The sequence below is a fragment of the Endozoicomonas sp. ALC020 genome, from assembly GCF_049275935.1.
Classification (GTDB): Bacteria; Pseudomonadota; Gammaproteobacteria; order Pseudomonadales; family Endozoicomonadaceae; genus Endozoicomonas_A.
Map to the genome: position 1 here is coordinate 1206279 of NZ_CP184830.1, position 15472 is coordinate 1221750.

2 protein-coding genes are annotated in these 15472 nt (G+C 49.7%); both read right to left on the bottom strand.

Features of this window, described 5'->3' with window-relative positions; all coding sequences use genetic code 11:
* Positions 1-4 precede the first annotated feature (4 nt).
* Complete coding sequence (locus ACOJUO_RS03715) at positions 5-7720, bottom strand: AAA family ATPase (RefSeq protein WP_422138960.1); 7716 nt, start codon at positions 7718-7720, stop codon at positions 5-7.
* Positions 7721-7858: 138 nt separating this feature from the next.
* The gene (locus ACOJUO_RS03720; RefSeq protein WP_422138961.1) at positions 7859-15430 is read right to left on the bottom strand and encodes an AAA family ATPase; all 7572 of its coding nucleotides are present in this window, start codon (positions 15428-15430) and stop codon (positions 7859-7861) included.
* Between the last annotated feature and the right edge of the window lie 42 nt (positions 15431-15472).

The window sequence follows — 15472 nt, forward strand, 5'->3', positions numbered from 1 at the left end:
CGCCTCAAAGCGAATCAAAATTAGCGCTGTTCAGAAACTCTTCGGCAATGATTGTCAGCTCATCGGATTTGAGCACCAGTGCATTATCGGCGTTGAGTGCCTGCCGTAAATAGTCACCCTTTAGAGAGTCCACAAACAATCTGGATGGAGAGTCCATAAACCATTTAGAGCCGTCAATTTCAGACATCATGACATACAGCTCTTCTGGTGAGGATGGATCATGAGCACCATAGGAGTATCTCTCGTTGCAACATTTGATGTAAGCATCGGCCCAACAATAGGTTAAGCAGCCGCCTTTTGAGTGTGTCAATTGATACAGATAATGACTGAAGGCCTTTTGAATCAAATCCTCGAATTCTTTATTTAAAAGCAGCGGGTCTTTTATCCCATTACGTTTCAAAATGACCGCATATTGACTTTGCAAGAGATCTCCGGCCTTTTTGTAAATCGATGTGAACTCCCAGGAAGGTTTCCCCAGGATAATCACCGGACGATGGTTCCCCCTGCCAGAGATTGACCTCGGAAAAGCGGGCTGCTGCGCCAGCATTCGTTCTATATTGGGAATGCCCTCAGGTTCGTCTGTCCAGGCGTTCTTTAAGAGTCGATGGGTAATTTCATATTCAAGGAATGATGAAAACCCATCATAACAATGATCGACGAACGAGGTACCTTCTCTCCGTTGGAAGTCTTCATAAGTCTTCTGCCATAACTGACTATTTTTTTCCCTGAAGAACAACTGCTTATACCACTTTTTCAGGCAATGAGTGGCTTCAACCCTGAGCTCATCGACGCTTTTCAGACGCACCAATAGCCTATGATGTTTATCGGCGTTTTTTATATATGTCTCATCGTTCAGGATTGGATCCAGCCAACCCGATTTCAGGACTTCAAGGGCAAAGCGAATAACCGATGGCTTGGTCAGGTCGCTACCTTCCAGTATTCCTGCCATTGAGGAACACCAATGGTGAGCGCTCAGGTCATCCTGATTAATTATTTTTGAATGGAGTAACTTGAGTTGTTCAATGACACGCTGTTTATCATCGCGGTACAATATTATTCGTTTCACTGCCTTCGATATCGGTTCAAGTTGCTTCTTGTAATCGCCCGATGCTTCTTTCCCCAGCGACACGATGATTGAGACGGCCAGGGAAAAACTGATTAAATCTCTTTGTTCCCAAAGGTTCCCGATTATGTTGGAAATAATTAGCTTAGCTTCTGGCAATGCACTGTCTGTCTCAAGGGCCTGGTTCAGTTCCTCACGGCTCATATCGCAGACTTCAGCCAGAGTTTGCTGTTGTGACAAATCAGCACCTTTCATGAGATCTTTCAGGAAAGCCTTATGCTTCTTTAACTCAGTGCTGGAATGACTGACATTTGTGATGGTCTGGTAGACAGACTCGATCTCTGTTTGCTCGACGGGCGCACCGCCGAGATCCACAGGCACCCAGGTTTGACCTTCATCCACGGAATATTCAGCAAAGCTGTGGATATCACTATTCACTATCCGGGATGGAATCCCGAAATAACGACAGAAAGCAACAAAAACAGGCGTACGGTGACGGCAGCTCCCTTGCCGTTGAGTTACCAGAAATTTAAAGAAATTCTTATGGCTCGCTGGTGTGGTTTTACCGGAAAAGTGTTGGCAATACTCCGTGATCGCCTCAATTCGTTGCTCTGTGTCTTTGGCGTTTTTTATTTTCTGCAAAGGCACCTGTATTTCGGTCGGTTGTTTTTTAATGGTCATAAACATTTTGCCCAGTACGTTTTTCATACCTTCTGAACACCGGGCGTCAAGGTTTGTTAATCGTTCTGGCCGGGCTTCTTCAGGAAGTGTTTTTCTGCCCGGTTCTCTGTGTTCTACGACGTAATCAAAGGCAAAACTCTGGTTGGCTTCGGCCTCCGGAATCCATAATATGTGAAGCCCGGTATATTGATCCCTGACCAGCGTAAATGACAATCCGGGTTTTATACGCAAGGCAACGATATAGTCGTTAAACGTCAGGCTGGGCAATACTGCCAGACGATCCTTACACAATGATACCGAAAATCTTGCCAGCGTTTGATTGCTGGCTAAGGTCACTTCCTGGTCGCACTCTGTTAATGGATCCGGTCTGAGAGTTTCGACACCCTCAATGTATTTAACCTCAAGAAAGGTCAGTTCGACATCACCCCAGGCATTCACTTTGACATCCCACACCGCCGAGCGATACATATGGGAAGGCTGGTTTTGCGGTTTAAAAATTTTATAACGATTAACTTGTCGCAGCTCCAGATTCTCATAGTTCGTTCTTTTGTCCAGTACCCCAGGAGGAGACTGGTCGGTTGGAGGAGTGCTGCTCATCGGGCCTTTATCGTTCGTTCTCTGTTTCAATGCCTGAGGATCAGGCTCTTTGATGGGAGATGTTTTGCTCACCAGACCTTTGCCGTTCGTTCCCTGTTTCAATGCCTGAGGATCAGGCTCTTTGATGGGAGATGTTTTGCTCACCAGACCTTTGCCGTTCGTTCCCTGTTTCAATGCCTGAGGATCAGGCTGTCTGACGGGAGATGTTTTGCTCACCGGGCCTTTATTGTTCTTTCTCTGTTTCAATGCCTGAGGATCAGACTTTTTGATGGGAGGCGTTCTGCTCTCCGGACCTTTAAGGCTTTTTCTCCGTTTTAATAACTTAGCCAGTTTCGAGCGGGCTTTCAGACGGTATTTTTCAGGAGCCTTATCACTACCAACCGCTAAAGCTTCGTTACTATGATCCTCAACCTGTTGGCTCGACAGATTACTTATCTGATGCCAGAACGCAGGCCACAATTGAACTGCATCGGAGTTCCATGCCTCTATCCGCTGATCGGCTTCCTGAAGATAAGGCTGGGAAGCCGGTAATTTCAATGTTTGTTGCTGTTCTTCCGTCAGTGGAAATACGCTATTAGCATCCACGCCTGTCTCGCAAAACTTATGTGCAAACCAGCGTTGCTGCCAGTGTCGGTAGAGTGCCTGGATGAGTACATCGTCCGACTCATCCGGTTTCAGGGAAAGACCGGATGCCTGCCACTTGGTCTGAGCCATCCTTTTGATGATTTCCGCTTTGATTTCCTCTTTATTCGGACGATCCTTAACACGAATTTCATGGTTTTTTTCATCAATACTGTCGAGGTTACCGGATCGTATCAACCAGGGACGATCAATGTCCGGTACTGCCTGATTGAACCATTTGCAAAGTCCGGCATCAAGTGCTCCTTTACCCATGGCAAGAGTCGATGACTCCGGCAGTTCCTCCAGCGACAGGTTGGCGGCCATCAGGTAAAGCCGGTAGTGCTGATTGAAGCATTGATGAAGGGCTTTTTCGCTAAAATCGCCTCCTGTTTTGACAGCCATGGCGACATTCTGTAAATCGCGACTGGTGGGCTGTAACGGCAGGTTTTTCCGTTGCAGGCAGGCTCTTAAACGACAATGTTTTTCAGTCAGCTGTTTGGCGACGAATTTCCCTTTTGGGGAGTCTGGCAACACTTTCCCGGCAATGGTCTGCAATTCTGCCGAGTTATACTGGCGGATCGGCAAATGTCGAAAACGTCCTTTCAGCGCCGGTGATAAGGGTTTTCGCCCGCTGTACTCAGGTGGGTTAATGGTGGCGAACAGGTGGAAACCCGGATGAGCGTCACCGGCCAGAATATCGTTTAACTCACCTTCCAGGTGTTGGCTGTCGATCAGGTTCATTTCCGAAATAACTACGATGCCGCCCTTTACTTTTGCTTTCTGGATCACTTCACACAGTTGCTCCCAGGAACAATCACAGGCATTCAGGGGAAAGACCTCTGGCATGGTTTTTCCCCGTTCTTCAGCTTGCTGTTTAACACTTTTGATCAGCAGGTTCAGCGTGGCATCCTTACCCCGCCCAGCCGGGCCTTCAATCAGCGTTGCCTGACGGCCGCCGTGTTTTCTGTCGTGATGATAAGCCTGCTGACAGCGGCTTAAATCCTGTCCCAGATGTTGCACCAGATCAATGACTGCCGATCCGGAGGTATCAAACTCAGGTCGGAATTCTTTGGTGAATGCTTCGAAGTCCCGCTGAATATCCGGCAAGGTATGGTTATGAACTCTGTCGCGCAGGGTGTGGTCCGGTTGGTAGCGGGCAGCAAACCAGATTTCCAGTGCCGAAAGGGCATCCTGTTGAGTCTCGCTGATTTCGGGACCCAGTAGATCCCGGAAACTTTGCTGGATCAAACTGTTCACTTGCTCACAGCTGGCACTGTCGCCTTCGGACAACGCTCGATCCAGATACCAACCCACCCAGCTGCAGATATCGGTTAAATCCCTGGGGGTAAACTCATGGTCGGGCAACAGCTCCTGATAATATTGCCACAGTGCCATCACACTTTTGCTGGCCCTGTGTGCAATGTCGTTTATTTTGTGGCGCTGTAAATGATTGAGCAAAGCCGGTTCTACTACTCTGTCCCGAAGGAAAGCCTGATCCAGACGTGGGTAGTAAGCCTTGGGCAGTTTCTCTTTCAGGGTCGGGTCCATTTGGCGCCCGGAGTAATGATCGGGGTTGCCGGTGAGAATTACCCGGTGTTTTTCGCTGACTTTGACAGGATGACCATTCACGTAGATGCAGGGTTCCGGTTCCCATAAGCCGTTCAGTGACGCCAGCAATCCGGCTTCGGCCAAGTTAGCCTCATCCAGCACCAGGGTAATGTATTCTCCGTCTTTGTCGGATTTGGTATTGGCCCATTCCATCAATGCCCGGTTTTGTTCCGCCATAGAGCGGTCGCCATCGCCGTGTTGTTGCCACTGCCAGCGTTTCATCAGGGTCTGTTCGCTGTCGGAAGGTCCAAGGGAAATGACTGAAGCTTGTCCCGAAGCCTTGGCCAATTTGGCAGAAAAGTAACTTTTCCCTGTGCCGGTTTCCCCCTGCAGGAATATAACGGGAGAGTCTGTCATCCGGTCATGGAGCCGGGATAAACGACGGCTTTCACGATCTTCCTGACTCATCTCGCCATAATAAAGATCCCTGGCCAGTGCAGACAGGGGCTCATCAGCGGAACCCTGCCATTTCAGTAATTCAGAGAGTCGATGTTTTATACGTTCAATGCCTTCTGCCTCCGCATTCGCTGTTTTGGATATGTGAAAACAATCGGTGGCCAGCGCGTGAATGGTATTGGATCGGGTCTGCCCCGATGGCAGAAGTAACTGCCAGCCAGAAGCCAGTGCATCTTGCAAACGTTTAATCTGTCTGGTTGGCTTGATGGCCAGGGATTGCCAGGGCTTTGTTGCCGCCGGATCGACTGCCAGCTGATAGGCTATAGCATCCCGTTGTTTTTCAGGCGCGTGGGCCAGGATCATGGCACAGAGCCTGTCCATAACGTCTTTTTTCCCCTGCTTTGGAAACGGACTTTCATAGGACAGTTGTAATTCGGCACCTTTAAACACTGCCGGGTCAAAGGCTCGGGCCAGTGGCCACAGGTTCTGCCTGACAAACTTTCTATCCAAACGTTGGGCGCTATTGATGATGGCAGCTAACTGATCCGGGTCTACCGAGGCGGTTTGATCCTCATCCAGCGTCTTATCCCGTAACAAGTGCCAACAAGCCACTTTCATAAAATCCCGCACGGACGGATGCTGTCGGGTGCCATGGGTGATGACGCTATTGATGGCCTTGCGCCAGTGGCGAGGCAGGAGCTGCAGGGAGTGGTCAACCTGCTGTGCCTGCCGGGCAGCCAGTATCAGATTATTCAACAGCCCTTCGGTCATTTCTGGCAGAGGGCTACAAAGGTTGCCAGGTACGGTTTTAAAGGCTTCGTAAAGGGAGTGAAGTACTTGTTTCGGCAGATCAGCCTGTGAGATACGATGCTTGCGGGCATTGATATCCCAGATATCGAACGCAGGACAGGATTTTCCCCTGGCAACCATCGAGCTCCATACAGAAGATGAGCTTTTTGCAGACTCAGGCCAAAGTATTGTCACACGAGCTTTTGGATAGTCTTGCAACTGGCCATTCACCAGCAGAGGTTGCCCAATAATCAGGGGTTCCAGAAGCTGCTGCAGCGTTGGATTACTCTCCAGCCCCCTGAATACGACCGGCTTGCCAGCGGTTAATGCCTCCTGCAACGCAGTCTTGCGATGTCCAAAATGGGCCTTTTGTTCCGAGGTGATATGGATATTATCAAATAGCTGGCTGAATCGGGTCTGTTCATTGACCTGAATGACCAGAGGTGAGTCCGGCTGCTTATTGATCCAATGACTGGCCTGGGCAGATTGCTGATAAGTGAGGGTGCTGAACCCGATCTGATCTTTGTTTTTTTCCTGTGGGCAGGACAGAGAGACCTCATCGTTTTCTGTCAATCCCAGGACTTTCGGCTGATGTTTTGAATCAGCCACCTGAAGTCGGGGCTGCAGGCCGGTGGTCTTACGAATTGTCTGCAGTGAACCCAGCAAGCGAAACCAGAGTGCCTCAGTGAGGGGAGACGTTACGGTGACTGATCCCCCCGCCCGAATCTGTTCCAACAGACAGGTGTTAGGGGTTGCATAGCCTTCCGGGGTAATGGCAATGGGGCTCAGCCATTGGGCAATATTACTCTGGTTAATAATAATGGGGTTGCGTGATGCTTGTTCTTTTTCAAGAGAAGGGGACAGACTGAAAAACAGTGAACGAAGCTCGTTATCCCCAATCGGCATCTGATAAAACTGAACATTGTCGGGTAATGGACAGATCTTGCCATTGCTCTCAAAACACTTATGCGCCAGCATCTGTCGAATCGTCTGTTCAAAGGCCAGATCTTCCCAGTTGGCTCCTTTCAGAATCACCCGCTGTCCGGCCCTTAATGATTCAAGCCTGCCGGGAATGTGCTGGATTCGCCCCTGTTTGTCCACTCCGGGGCCACCCAGCAGTAACTGTCGCCAGTGACTGTGCAAGTGGCAATCAATTAAAATGCTATTGTCGTCTTCCATAGCACTTTTGGCACTGGTGAATTCAGGCAATAAGGGAGGAACCTTGTCGATCTCCATCGATGGGCTATTGCCGGTCTGAGTGTCGAACTGCCAGGTATTGCCCGGTCGATTAATTCGTCGCCAGAAATCAGCACCCGGAGCGCGGGCTGCGGGCGCATCTTCACGTCGGCCAGCGAATTTCAACTGTGCAGGGTCTGCCACGACTAATAGAGAAACATGCTCACCCAGAGGGCGTTTCTTCTGGCTGACTTTGTCGTACAGGCAGGGGTTATCCGGGTCCAGCAGATCGTTAAATTTGGGCAGTTCATCACCGGTGAGTTTTCGGATATCCATCACCAGGGTCAGTGGCTTTGAACTTTCAAAGAGCTTGCCTGAACGCAGAGTATGGCGACCCGCTTTGGAAATGCTCAACCGGGTCACCAGATTAGCCTGTGAGAGGTCATCGGGATGGGAAATAAGGGTGACATCCCGATTTTTATCGCTGGTCTGGGCAACTAAAAGTTGTCGAACCTCATCATCACTGGCGACAAAACGAAAATCGAAGGCATGAGGGGCCTTTTGGAGTGATGAATCTATTGGGGATACGCTTCTCGCTTTGTCAGGCAACGTGCTCGAAGGAAAGGGGTTATTGAGTTCGGGAGTTACAACAGAACAGGCTTTTGCTTTCTTTGATGATGAATCCAGCTCTGCTTTCCTGATTGGCACGCTGCTCTTTTCACCACTCTCAGACAGGGCAAAACCAGGAACAGGGTTGTTGTCTATTTTCTCACCAATACGACCATCCATAGTCAATCTCCCAACTGCTATCTGAAGAACTGAATTGAAGCTGTTTAATTATTAGACTTTTAGATAGTACGAAAGTTCCTTTTTGACAGTCAGCCGTGACCCTTGAACAGGCTGCTATCAGGTTTCCAAATCGTTCTATCAGATTTCCAAGAGGTTACAAAGCGAAAACAAATCCACACTGCGCAAAAACTCTTTGGCAATAGTTGTCAGCTCACGGGATCTCAGCACCAGTGCGTTATCGGCGTTGAGTGCATGCCGTAAGTAGTCATCATTCAGAGAGTTCTCAAAGTCTTCAGAGCTCTGAATTTCAGACATCATGGCATAGAGTTCTTCTGGTGAGGATGGGTCATGAGCACCACAGGAGTGTCGCTCGTAGCACGATTCGAAGGAAGCATCCGCCCAACAATAGGTTAAGCAGCCGCCATTTGTGTTTGTCAATTGATACAGATAATGACTGAAGGCCTTCTGAATCGCCAGCGCGGATTGGTTGCGTAAAGAATCACGTTTTCTCCGACTTAATTCCCGATTGCCCCTGTCCCTGGTTTTTTGATCAATCATGAATCCGGCATGTCTATTAATCTGTGCGCACTGCCAGGAAGGTTTCCCCAGGATAATCACCGGACGGTGGTTCCCCCTGCCTGAGGTTACACTCGGAAAAGCGGGCTGGTGCGCCAGCATTCGTTCTATATTGGGAATGCCCTCAGGCGTGTCGGTCCAGGCGTTCTGTAAGAGTCGATTGGTGATTTCATATTCAAGGAATGATGAGAAGCCATCATAACAATGATCGACGAACGAGGTACCTTCTTTCCGTTGGAAGTCTTCATAAGCTTTCTGCCATAACTGACTATTTTTTTCCCTGAAAAATAACTGTTTATACCACTTTTTCTGGCAATGAGTGGCTTCAACCTTGAGTTCATCGACGCTTTTCAGACGCACCAATAGGTTATGATTTTGGGCGTACATAGAAGAGTACTCATCGGCCAGCATTGGATCCAGCCAACCCAATTTCAGGACTTCAAGGGCAAAGCGAATAACCGATGACTTGGTCAGGTCACTATCTTTCAGTATTTCTACCATTGAAAAAAACCAACTTATAGCGTCCAGTTCGTCCTCATTAATTATTTTTGGATGGAGTAACTTGAGTTGTTCAATGACCTGCCCTTCATCACCGTCGTACAATATTTCTTTCACCGCCTCCGATATTTGTTTAAGTTGTTGCCCTTGGCAATTGTCCAATACCTCTTTCCCCAGCGACACTATTATTGAGACAGCCAGGGAAAAACTGATTAAATCTCTTTGCTCCCAAAGGTTCCCGGTTATGTTGGAAATAATTAGCCTGGCTTCTGGCAATGCGCTGTTTTTATCAAGGGCTTTGTTCAGTTCCTCAAGGCTCATATCACAGGCTTTAGCCAGAGTTTGCTGTTGTGACAAATCAGCACCTTTCAGGAAATCTTTCAGGAAAGCCTTATGCTTCTTTAACTCAGTGCTGGTACTACTGACATTGGTACTGGGCTGGACGTCAGGTTTGAAATCTATTCTCTCGACAGGCGCCCCGCCCAGATTCACTGACACCCAGGTTTGGCCTTCATCAACGGAATATTCAGCAAAGGCGTGGATTTGGCTATTCACTTGCCGGGATGGAATCCCGAAATAACGACAAAAAGCAACAAAAACAGGCGCACGATGACGGCAGCCCCCTTGCCGTTGTGTTACCAGAAATTTAAAGAAATTCTCATGTCTCGATGGTTTAGCCTTACCGGAAAACTGTCGGCAATATTCCCTGATCGCCTCAATTCGTTGCTCAGTGTTTTTGGCGTCTTTTATTTTCTGCAAAGGCTCTTGTATTTCGGTCGGTTGTTCTTTAATGGTCATAAACAGTGGGTCCAGTATGGTTTTCATACCTTCTGAACACCGGGCGTCAAGCTGTGTTGGTCGTTCTGGTCGGGTTGATTGCGGAGCTGTTTTTCTGCCCGGTTTTCTGGTTTCTACGACATAATCAAATTTAATTTTCTGGTGGGCTTTGGCCTTTGGAATCAGCACTATGTGAAGCCCGGTATATCGATCCCTGAACAGGGTGAATGGCAAATCGGTTGATATACGCAGGGCAACGACGTAGTCGTTAAACGTCAGGCTGGGCAATGAAAAAAGATTAGCTTTCGATGATAACAAAATGCTTGCCATCGTTTGATTGCTGGCTAGTGTCATGTGGTAACGTCCTGGTAACGGGTCCGGTGTGAGGGTTTCGAACCCCTCAAGGCATTGCACCCCAAGAAAGGCCTTTTCGACATTACCCTTGGCAGTCACATCAATATTCAATACTTCCCAGCGATGCATAAAGGAAGGATACTTCTGTGTATTAAAAACGTTATAGTCTTTAACTTCTGGCAGCTTCAGCTTCTCATAATTCGTTGTACGGTCCAATACCAGAAGATCAGACTGACCGGACGCTCTGTTCAGCGGGCCCTTATCGATAGTTCTCCGGTCCAATGTCTGATGATCAGGCTGGCTGACAGGAGATGTTCCACTCACAGGGCCTCTATTGTTTGTTCTCCGGTCTAATGCCTGATGATCAGGCCGGTTCCTGGAAGGTGGGTCTATATAGCTTTTTATCCATTTCAATGTGTTAGCCAGGTTCGAGCGGGCTTTCGGACGGTATTTTTCAGGAGCGTTATCATTACCAACCGCTAAAGCTTCTTTACTATGATCGTCAACCTGATGGCTCGGCAGATTACTTATCTGATGCCAGAACGCAGGCCATAGTTGAACTGCGTCAGAGTTCCATGCCTCTATCCGCCGATCCGCCTCTCGAAGATAAGGCTGGGAAGCCGGTAATTTCAACGCTTGTTCCTGTGCTTGCGTCAGTGGAAATACGCTATTAGCATCCACACCCGTCTCGCAAAACTTATGTGCAAACCAGCGTTGCTGCCAGTGTCGGTAGATTGCCTGGATGAGCAGATCGTCCGACTCATCCGGCCTCAGGGAAAGACCGGATGCCTGCCATCTGGCCTGAGCCACCTTCTTGATGATTTCCGCTTTGACTTCCTCTTTATTCGGACGAGCCTTAACACGAATTTCATGGTTTTTTTCATCAATACTGTCGAGGTTACCGGGTCGTATCAACCACGGACGATCAATGTCCGGTAGCGTTTTGTTGAACCATTTGCAAAGTCCGGAATCAAGTGCCCTTTTATCCATGGCAAGAGTCGATGATTCGGGCAGTTCCTCCAACGACAGGTTGGCGGCCATCAGGTAAAGCCGGTAGTGCTGATTGAGGCATTGATGAAGTGCTTTTTCGCTAAAATCGCCTCCTTTTTTGACAGCCATGGCGACATTCTGTAAATCGCGACTGGTGGGCTGTAACGGCAGGTCTTTCCGTTGCAGGCAGGCCCTTAAACGACAATGTTTTTCAGTCAGCTGTTTAGCGACGAATTTCCCTTTTGGGGAGTCTGGCAACACTTTCCCGGCAATGGTCTGCAATTCTGCCGAGTTATACTGGCGGATCGGCAAATGCCGAAAACGTCCTTTCAGCGCCGGTGATAAGGGTTTTCGCCCACTGTATTCAGGCGGGTTGATGGTGGCAAACAGGTGGAAGCCCGGATGAGCGTCACCGGCCAGAATATCGTTTAACTCACCTTCCAGGTGCTGGTTGTCGATCAGGTTCATTTCCGAAATAACTACGATGCCGCCATCGACTTTTGCTTTCTGGATCACTTCACACAGTTGCTCCCAGGAGCAATCACAGGCATTCAGGGGAAAGACCTCTGGCATGGTTTCTCCCCGTTCTTCAGCTTGCTGTTTAACACTTTTGATCAGCAGGTTCAGCGTGGCATCCTTACCCCGTCCGGCCGGACCCTCAATCAGCGTTGCCTGACGGCCGCCGTGTTTTCTGTCGTGATGATAAGCCTGCTGACAGCGGCTTAAATCCTGTCCCAGCCGTTGCACCAGATCAATGACTGCCGATCCGGAGGTATCAAACTCAGGTCGGAATTCTTTGGTGAATGCTTCGAAGTCCCGCTGTATATCTGGCAGGGTGTGGTTATGAACTTTGTCGCGCAGGGTGTTGTCCGGGTGGTAGTGGGCAGCAAACCAGATTTCCAGTGCTAAAAGGGCATCCTGTTGAGTCTCGCTGATTTCGGGAACCAGTAGATCCCGGAAACTTTGCTCGATCAAACTGTTCACTTGCTCACAGCTGGCACTGTCGCCTTCGGACAACGCTCGATCCAGATACCAACCCACCCAGCTGCAGATATCGGTTAAATCCCTGGGGGTAAACTCATGGTCGGGCAACAGCTCCTGATAATATTGCCACAGTGCCATCACACTTTTGCTGGCCCTGTGTGCAATGTCGTTTATTTTGTGGCGCTGTAAATGATTGAGCAAAGCCGGTTCTACTACTCTGTCCCGAAGGAAAGCCTGATCCAGACGTGGGTAGTAAGCCTTGGGCAGTTTCTCTTTCAGGGCCGGGTCCATTTGGCGCCCGGCGTAATGATCGGGGTTGCCGGTGAGAATCACCCGGTGTTTTTCGCTGACTTTGACAGGATGACCATTTACGTAGATGCAGGGTTCCGGTTCCCATAAGCCGTTCAGTGACGCCAGCAATCCGGCCTGGGCCAGGTTAGCCTCATCCAGCACCAGGGTAATGTATTCTCCGCCTTTGTCGGATTTGGTATTGACCCATTCCATCAATGCCCGGTTTTGCTGCGCCATAGAGCGGTCGCCGTTGTCTTGTTGTTGCCACTGCCAGCGTTTCATCAGGGTCTGTTCACTGTCAGAAGGTCCAAGGGAAATGACCGCAGACTGTCCTGAAGCCTTTGCCATTTTGGCGGAAAAGTAACTTTTCCCGGTGCCGGTTTCTCCCTGCAGGAAGATAACGGGAGAGTCTGTCAGCCGGTCATGGAGTCGGGATAAACGACGGCTTTCACGATCTTCCTGACTCATCTCGCCATGATAAAGATCTCTGGCCAGTGCAGACAGGGGCTCATCAGCAGAACCCTGCCATTTCAGTGATTCAGACAGCTGATTTTTTATACGTTCAATGCCTTCTGTCTCAGAACTCACTGTTCTGGCTATGTCAAAACAATCGCTGGCCAGGCCGTGGATGGCATCGGATCGGGTCTGCCCTGAGTGCAAAGGTAACTGCCAGCCAGAAGCCAGTGCATCTTGTAAACGTTTAATCTGTCTGGTTGGCTCGATAGCTAAGGATTGCCAGGGCTTTGTTGCCGCCGGATCGACTGCCAGCTGATAGGCTATGGCATCCCGTTGTTTTTCAGGCGCGTGGGCCAGGATCATGGCACAGAGCCTGTCCATAGCTTCTTTTTCAACTTGCTCTGGAAATGGACTTTTGTAGGACAGTTGTAATTCGATACCTTTAAAGACTGCCGGGTCAAAGGCCCGGGCCAGTGGCCACAGGTTCTGCCTGACAAACTTTCTATCCAATTGCGGGGCGCTACTGATGATCGCAGCTAACTGATCCGGGTCTAACGAGGCGGCTTGATCCCTGTCCGGTAACAAGTGCCAACAGGCCACTTTCATAAAATCACGCGCGGACGGATGTTGTCGGGTGCCATGGGTGATGACGCTATTGATGGCCTTGCGCCAGTGGCAGGGCAGGAGCTGTAGGGAGTGGTCAACCTGCTGTGCCTGCCGGGCAGCCAGTATCAGATTATTCAACAGCCCTTCGGTCATTTCTGGCAGAGGGCTACAAAGGTTGCCAGGTATGGTTTTAAAAGCTTGGTAAAGTGAGTGAAGCGCTTGTTCTGGCAGGTCAGTCCGGGCGATACCATGCTTGCGGGCACTGATACCCCAGAGATCAACCTCAGGGCACGGCTCACCCCTGGCGACCATCGAATGAAATATTGAAGATATGCTTTTTGCAGACTCAGGCCAGAGTATTTTGATATGAGCTTTTGGATAGGCCTGCAATTGGCCATTCACCAACAGAGGTTGCCTGATAATCAGGGGTTCCAGAAGCTGCTGAAGCGTTGGATTACTCTCCAGCCCACGGAATACGACCGGCTTGCCAGCGGTTAGTGCCTCCTGCAACCCAGTCTGACGATGTCCAAAATGGGCCTTTTGTTCCGAGGTGATATGGATATTATCAAATAGCTGGCTGAATCGGGTCTGTTCATTGACCTGAATGACCAGAGGTGAATCCGGCTGCTTCCTGATCCAATGACTGGCCTGGGCAGGTTGCTGATAAGTGACGGTACTCACCGGGGCGTGATCTCTGGTTTTTTCCTGTGGGCAGGACAGAGAGACCTCATCCTTTTCTACCAAACCCAGGGCCTTCGGCTGATGTTTTGAATCAGTCACCCGGAGTCGGGGCTCCAGGCCGGTGGTCTCGTGAATCATCTGCAGTGAGCCGAGCAAGCGAAACCAGAGTGCCTCAGTAAGGGGTGACGTTACGGTGACTGATCCCCCCGTCCGAATCTGTTCCAACAGTCGGGTGTTAGGGACTGCATAGCCTTCCGGGGCAATGGCAATAGGGCTCAGCCATTGGGCAATATTACTCTGGTTAATGATGATGGGTTTGCGTGATGCGTGCTCTTTGTCACCTTCTTTGTCAAGAGCAGGGGACAGACTTTGGAGCAGCGAATAAAGCTCGTTATACCCAACCGGCATCTGATAAAACTGAACATCGTCGGGTAACGGACAGACCTTGCCATTGCTCTCAAAACACTTCTGCGCCAGCATTTGTCGAATCGTCTGTTCAAAGGCCAGATCTTCCCAGTTGGTTCCTTTCAGAATGACCCGTTGTCCGGCCTTCAATGATTCAAGCCTGCCGGGGATGTGCTGGATTCGTCCCTGTTTATCGACTCCGGGGCCACCCAGCAGCAACTGTCGCCAGTGACTGTGCAAGTGGCAGTCAATTAAAATGCTATTGTCGTCTTCCATAGTACTTTTGGCACTGGTGAATTCAGGCAATAAGGGAGCAACCTTGTCGATCTTCATTGATGGGTTATTACCGGCCTGTGCGTCAAACTGCCAGGTATTGCCCGGTCGATTAACTCGTCGCCAGAAATCAGCACCCGGTGCGTCGGCCCCCGGTGCGTCGGCCCCCGGTGCGCCGACTGCGGGCGCATCTTCATGCTGGCCAACCGATGCCAGCTGTTTAGGCTCTGCCAGGACTAATAAAGAAACATGCTCTCCCAGAGGGCGTTTCATCTGGCTGACTTTGTCGTACAGGCAGGGGTTATCCGGGTCCAGCAGATCGTTAAATTTGGGCAGATTCTCGCTGGTGATTTTTCGGATATCTATCACCAGGGTTAATGGCTTTGAACCTTCAAAGAGCTTACCTGAACGCAGAGTGTGACGACCCTCTTCGGAAATGCTTAACCGGCTCACCAGATTAGCCTGTGAGAGGTCATCGGGATGGGAAATAATAGTGACCTCCCGATGTTCATCGCCGGTCTGGGCAACTAAAAGCTGTCGAACTTCATCATCACTGGCGACAAAACGGAAATCGAAGGCATGAGTGACCTTTTGGAGTGATGAATCTATTGGGGATACGCTTCTCGCTCTGTCAGGCAACGTCCTCGGAGGAAAGGGTTTATTGAGTTCAGGAGTTACAAAAGAACAGGCTTTTGCTTTCTTTGATGATGAATCCAGCTCTGCTTTCCTGGCTGGCACGCCGCTCTTTTCACCACTCTCAGACAGGGCAAAACCAGGAACGGGGTTGTTGTTTATTTTCTCACCGATACGACCATCCATAACCAATCTCCCAACTGCCACCTGCAGAACTGAATTGAAGTT